The organism is Stutzerimonas kunmingensis, from assembly GCF_032106285.1.
Lineage (GTDB): Bacteria > Pseudomonadota > Gammaproteobacteria > Pseudomonadales > Pseudomonadaceae > Stutzerimonas > Stutzerimonas kunmingensis_B.
This window is the reverse complement of the sequence record NZ_DAMCPO010000061.1, coordinates 1-5008: the sequence shown is the minus strand read 5'-3', so window position 1 is coordinate 5008 and position 5008 is coordinate 1. Positions and strand designations below refer to the sequence as shown.

General features: G+C 54.0%; 6 protein-coding genes and 2 pseudogenes. 3 read left to right on the top strand and 5 right to left on the bottom strand.

All coding sequences use genetic code 11. The features are described from left to right. Nucleotides 1-30 precede the first annotated feature (30 nt). The 3 genes from RT582_RS22285 to RT582_RS22275 all read right to left on the bottom strand — a co-directional run bounded on the left by RT582_RS22285 (nucleotide 31) and on the right by RT582_RS22275 (nucleotide 2354). Nucleotides 31-1083 (bottom strand): YncE family protein, encoded by a 1053-nt coding sequence (locus tag RT582_RS22285; protein ID WP_313480068.1) that lies wholly within the window; start codon nucleotides 1081-1083, stop codon nucleotides 31-33. A 13-nt stretch (nucleotides 1084-1096) separates the two neighbouring features. After that, nucleotides 1097-1528, bottom strand: coding sequence for a DUF305 domain-containing protein (locus RT582_RS22280; protein ID WP_045432266.1), 432 nt, complete (start codon nucleotides 1526-1528; stop codon nucleotides 1097-1099). A 205-nt stretch (nucleotides 1529-1733) separates the two neighbouring features. Further along, nucleotides 1734-2354, bottom strand: a complete 621-nt coding sequence (locus tag RT582_RS22275) for a tyrosine-type recombinase/integrase (RefSeq protein ID WP_045431009.1) — start codon at nucleotides 2352-2354, stop codon at nucleotides 1734-1736. Between the two features lie 282 nt (nucleotides 2355-2636). On the opposite strand from RT582_RS22275, the pseudogene RT582_RS22270 reads away from it, so the two are divergent. The 3 genes and pseudogenes from RT582_RS22270 to RT582_RS22260 form a co-directional block, all read left to right on the top strand. Continuing rightward, nucleotides 2637-2936: pseudogene (locus RT582_RS22270) on the top strand (methyltransferase family protein); the annotation flags it as partial. A gap of 9 nt (nucleotides 2937-2945) precedes the next feature. Beyond that, entirely contained in the window at nucleotides 2946-3365 is a 420-nt protein-coding gene (locus RT582_RS22265) for a c-type cytochrome (protein WP_202634178.1), read from the top strand. Between the two features lie 41 nt (nucleotides 3366-3406). Then, a complete protein-coding gene (locus RT582_RS22260; protein WP_046163975.1) occupies nucleotides 3407-3610 on the top strand; it encodes a hypothetical protein in 204 nt (67 codons plus the stop codon). A 405-nt stretch (nucleotides 3611-4015) separates the two neighbouring features. Here the strand turns inward: RT582_RS22260 and RT582_RS22255 are convergent. Both RT582_RS22255 and RT582_RS22250 read right to left on the bottom strand, forming a co-directional pair. Next, nucleotides 4016-4474 (bottom strand): annotated as a pseudogene (locus tag RT582_RS22255) (IS5 family transposase); the annotation flags it as partial. A 59-nt stretch (nucleotides 4475-4533) separates the two neighbouring features. Further along, on the bottom strand, nucleotides 4534-5008 hold a 475-nt coding region (locus RT582_RS22250; RefSeq protein WP_313480064.1), incomplete at its 5' end, for a group II intron maturase-specific domain-containing protein.

Genomic DNA, 5008 nt, shown 5'->3' with positions numbered 1-5008 from the left:
TTTTCAGTCGGCAGAACAGCCTCTACTGGGTCAGTTTTCGGTCAGCGGCAACAGTGCTTGGCCTATCGCGATGTTTTTTACGACCTTATTCGTCTTGGTGTCAATTACAGCGAGCGCATCAGCATTTTCTAAACCAACGTACATACGACTGCCGTCACCAGATGGCCAAAGACCATGCGGAAGATGCCCTACGTCGATCGTAGTCAGAAGGTCGAAAGTGTCAGTGTCGAATACTTGAACCTGATTGAGACCACCCACGGTGACATATGCTCGGGTACGCCCATCAACGTGAGCGAGATTAACGTGGTTGGTTATAGGTCCCGTATCAAGTGTCCGCATCAGCTTGAAGGGTGGCCTTGCGTCAAATACCTGGACCTTGCCAACATCTTTGAGAGTAAGCCATAGCTGTTTGCCGTCGGGGGACGCTGCTAGATCGGGGCAGAAAGGGCTTGCCTGTGGGAGCGTTCCGACAACCTTATGGTTAGCTAGATCGATTACGCTAGTTTCAGGGCTGAATGACGAGCAGACATATCCGTACTTACCGTCCGGAGAAAATATCTGCATTCCAGGCCCCGCGGGGACTTTGATCCGTGTCTTCTGCTCAAAGGTCTTCGTATCGATCACAGCGATGTAATCTTCCCCGCGGACTGTCACCCACACTTCCTTCCCGTCAGGGGTAAAAAAAGCTTCGTGAGGTGAACGGCCTAGATAAGTCACGTGCTTGATTGAGTTGGTTGCAGTATCAATAAAGCTGACCGAATTTGAGCCGATTGAAACGACCGCTAGCGTGCGGTGATCCGGTGAGAAGCCCAAACCATGTACTAATACCTGGCCACGATACAAAGGACTGAGATTTCCCGGCTGTGGATCGCCAAGACGTATTACCCCCAACAGTTCATTGCTGGCTGGGTCAGTAACAGAAACCGTATTGGAAAATTGTTCTGCAGCATAAACACGGTCACGATGGCTGATTGGGATGTCGGGCTTGTTGGTTGAGCCGGGAACTTGTCCAGCGAACAATGGCGCCGAGAGCGTTACCAAGGCGGCCGCAATCGCCGCGCGGAGACGTAAGCGATGTGTCATAGATAGCTCCGATTTAGTGGGGGGTATGGTGCGGATTGGTAGGAGATTGCTGAACCGAAGCAGTAGTTTGTGTCGGCAATGGATCGCCGATAGCGAGTCTCATTGCAAAGATTTCTTGCTCCTGAGTGATGATGATTTCTTGAGCTAAGCGCTTCAGGGGTTCGCTAGTCCCGTAGCGGAGCATGGCTTGCGCCATGTCTATCGCACCCTGATGGTGCGGAACCATCATCTCAACGAAATCGCGATCAACGTCGCCTGTTGGAGATACGTGCATGGCTTCCATCATGCGTGCCATGGCAGCATCGTTATCCGCTACAAAACCAGATGGTGCTGAAGAGTGGTCCGTATGACCTTCACAAGCGAAAGCGGTGGTGCTGCAAGCTAAAACACTGAGAAACAGTACTAGCTGGGCAGTTGGGTATGTCGGTAGCGCTTTGGTTGTCATCGCTCGATCCTGAAGTGCGTTGTGTGCAGTCAGGACGAACCGCGTGCGTATATATTCCGCGGGAGCAAACTTATTTTGGCGGCGGCGATTGGTAGCGTCGGTCGCAAGCGAAAGTCTGACGCTACGCAGCCGTTGACCTTTGCGAACGAGCTCTATTGGCCGGTTAGCGACGGCTTGGCCGTGGCCGTCGCTATGCATCGCACGGTCAAACTTCGGTAAGCTCCGCCATCTCCAAGGCGTCGTCTATCTCGGTCCCGAGGTATCGGACAGTGCTTTCCAGCTTCGTATGACCGAGCAGCAGTTGAACCGCTCTCAAGTTTTTCGTCCTGCGATAGATCAGGGAAGCCTTGGTACGTCTCATTGTGTGAATGCCATACATGGCAGGATCAAGACCAATAACCTTCACACAAGCTTTAACGATACGAGCGTATTGCCGAGTGGATAGGTGTTCAGAGGGGCGCAGCCGGCTCGGGAAAAGATAGTCCTCGCTGCGGAGCTGTGCCTGGTGCATCCAAGTTTCGAGAGCCGTCCTTGTTTGCTCTGTGATCAGGAACTGAACTGGTCTCTGGGTTTTCTGTTGCATCACGATGGCTCGCGATGCAACGTGCTTACCATGGGCAACATCACGAACACGGAGCCTGGTTAAGTAAAAGGCTCGCAATTTACTGTCAATGGCTAAGTCGAAGAGCGCCAGATCTCGGGTTTTGTTGGCGATTTGCAGCCGCAACCGAATCGCCCAGATATCTCTAAGGCGGAGCGGCGCTTTCTGCCCGATCAATTTTACTTTGTCCCAGGGCTGATGGCTGTAGGTAGCATTATTATTCATGGGGTTGTCCTCCTCGTACGGGAAGACAAGGATGGTTAGCTAGGGCAAGGGGCGCTAACGGCCAGAGGCTGCCAATACTTCTGACCGGCTCCGGCAGGGTCAATGAACGGCACTTCAATGGTCTGTTGCCGCCCGTTTACCTGCATACGCTTGAGAGATCCACTCAGCGGTTCGCTGGGCGTAATCGATACGGGTTCAATCCTGCTTCAGACTTTGATGTGTTCCACAGGCCCTAGTTGTGAGAGTACGGTCAGGCACTTCTCGATTAAGACACTACTTAGGTTTTATCTGATTGCGGCTGGCTGGCGTACCCTGTATGCCGCGCAAAAGGCAGGGCAGTTGGCCACAACCGGCCTGTATGCCCACGTTCGCCACCCCCAATATTCCGGCTTTGTGCTCATCATGTTCGGTTTTCTGTTACAATGGCCCACGCTGCTGACGCTGGCCATGTTCCCGGTGCTGGTGTGGATGTACTCGCGCCTGTCTTTGTATGAGGAGCGTGAAACAGAAAAAACGTTCGGCTCCGATTGGCGGGCCTATGCAGCCAGAACTCCCCGTTTTATTCCTCAATTGAGGAATCGAGGAACAAGAATGATGCATGGGGCAACTATCTCAATAGGCGTTCTTGCGGTCGCACTAATCAGCGGCTGCGGTAAGACGGTGGATGACCGCTGGTACACACAGGCCCAGGTCGAGCGCGGCGCAGTGGTGTTCGACGACAACTGCGCAAGCTGCCATGGCGGCAATGCCCAAGGCGCTTTCAATTGGAAAAAGACTCTGAAGGATGGCTCTTACCCGCCGCCACCGCTCAACGGAACAGGTCATGCCTGGCACCATTCCTTCGACACGCTGATGGGTACAATTAGTCAAGGTGGCGCCCCCATGGGTGGGAAAATGCCGGCCTTCGCAGACGAGCTCTCCAGGGACGATCAAAAAGCCGCTATCGCCTATTTCCAGAGCAAATGGGACAAGCGGATCTATGAGGCATGGTCTGAAAGGAGTGGGCTCTGATTTCTCTGGGTAATCAGACGATTAACTCAAGGAGGCAGCGTATGAAATGCTTATGGGTGGTGGCTTTTCTAAGTGTTTTTCCGGGCAGTGCGCTGGGTCGTGCGCCCTCGGCGGAATCATTGATTGAGGGGATGGAGGCCACCCTGTGGTCGGACAGCAACCACGACCGTTTCACCATGCGTATCGAAACCGAATACTGGACCTGGGAACCGGACCTGGAGGCCTGGATGGTTCGGCAGGTTTAAGATGGAATTATAGCGAGTTAATGCCGGTAGTCACATGGACAGGCACAGGGGTAATTCCTCTTGCACAATGGGTTTTCTTGCCACCGATAACGGGCCTGATTGTCAAATGGATGTTTCTTGGGTGGTTGACTCTGAGAGCCAAATGAAGAGGCATCGTGGAAGTGAAGTAAATTACTTTCTGTATTTTCAATATTTAATAAATAGTCGACTGTCGTTCTAAGAGACAGTCGACTACTGGTTATTCTCTAAGGAACGTCTGAAGAACTGACCCCGCTGGCGGCGATTCTGACCTCAACGCGCAAAAAATCATTTCGGGAACGATTTCATCGAGCCTGGTCACGCTTTGGGGGTGTTTAAGCCCGCTTTCGGCCTGTCAGGCCGCCATACCCGAAACTCCGGGCGGATTTATCCCGCGCTCAACAACTGCTTTCGGGCCATCCACAGGTTCGCCAAGGCAAACAGGGTATGCAGCTGGGCGGTATTCTTGGCCAAACCTTTGTAACGCACCTTGGTAAAGCCAAACTGGCATTTGATCACCCGGAACGGGTGCTCGACCTTGGCCCGGGTGCTGGCTTTGGCGCGTTCGATTCGGCGTAACCCTTTCTCAATCAGCTTGGTTTTGCTCAACGTCTTGAGCTTGCCAGGACGCACGGCAATCGACCAGACCACGGACTTGCGTTCCTTATGCTCGTCCCGTTTCTGGACGCCGGTGTAACCAGCATCACCGCACACATGAGTTTCGTCGCCGTGCAGCAACTTGTCTACCTGAGTGACATCAGCAGCGTTGGCAGGTGTGCCTACGAGGCTGTGAACCAGACCTGTGTCAGCATCCACACCGATGTGCGCCTTCATGCCGAAATGGTGAGTCGGCCGCGGGAACTGCCCCCGCAGCCGCTCGCAGAACCGTACGTGACACTCTCGCGTCATACGGCTCCCGTTATCCAACCTTGCTGCCCGGTCACTCGCCAGTGATGAAACAGCCGGGGTACCACAGTCCGCATCTTGTCCAGCCATTGGCTAATGCGCCGCTTGCGCCTATGAAGGGCCTTGTATTTTCGTCGGGCCCAGCGTTCAAGCGCGCGGTCAATGTGCTGGAAGATGCCAAGCATGGCTGTCCGATAGAACGAGCCATAGTATTGCCACCACCCCTGTATCACTGGATTGTAGAGCCGAGCCACGTCGACCAGCGTCACGTGGGTTTGGCGATTGAGTCGCCACCTGCGTACCGCTTGCCGCATCCGCTTTAAGGCATCCGCACTCGCTCCCGGAAGGAAGCTCGTGAAGAGCTGGTCTTGTTTGCTGAGCGCCTTCCTCGGCCTAAAGGTGAAGCCGAGGAAGGTAAAGTGTTGGCGCTGATGGAAAATTGACCCACCCTGCCGATTGAAATTTGACCCAGGG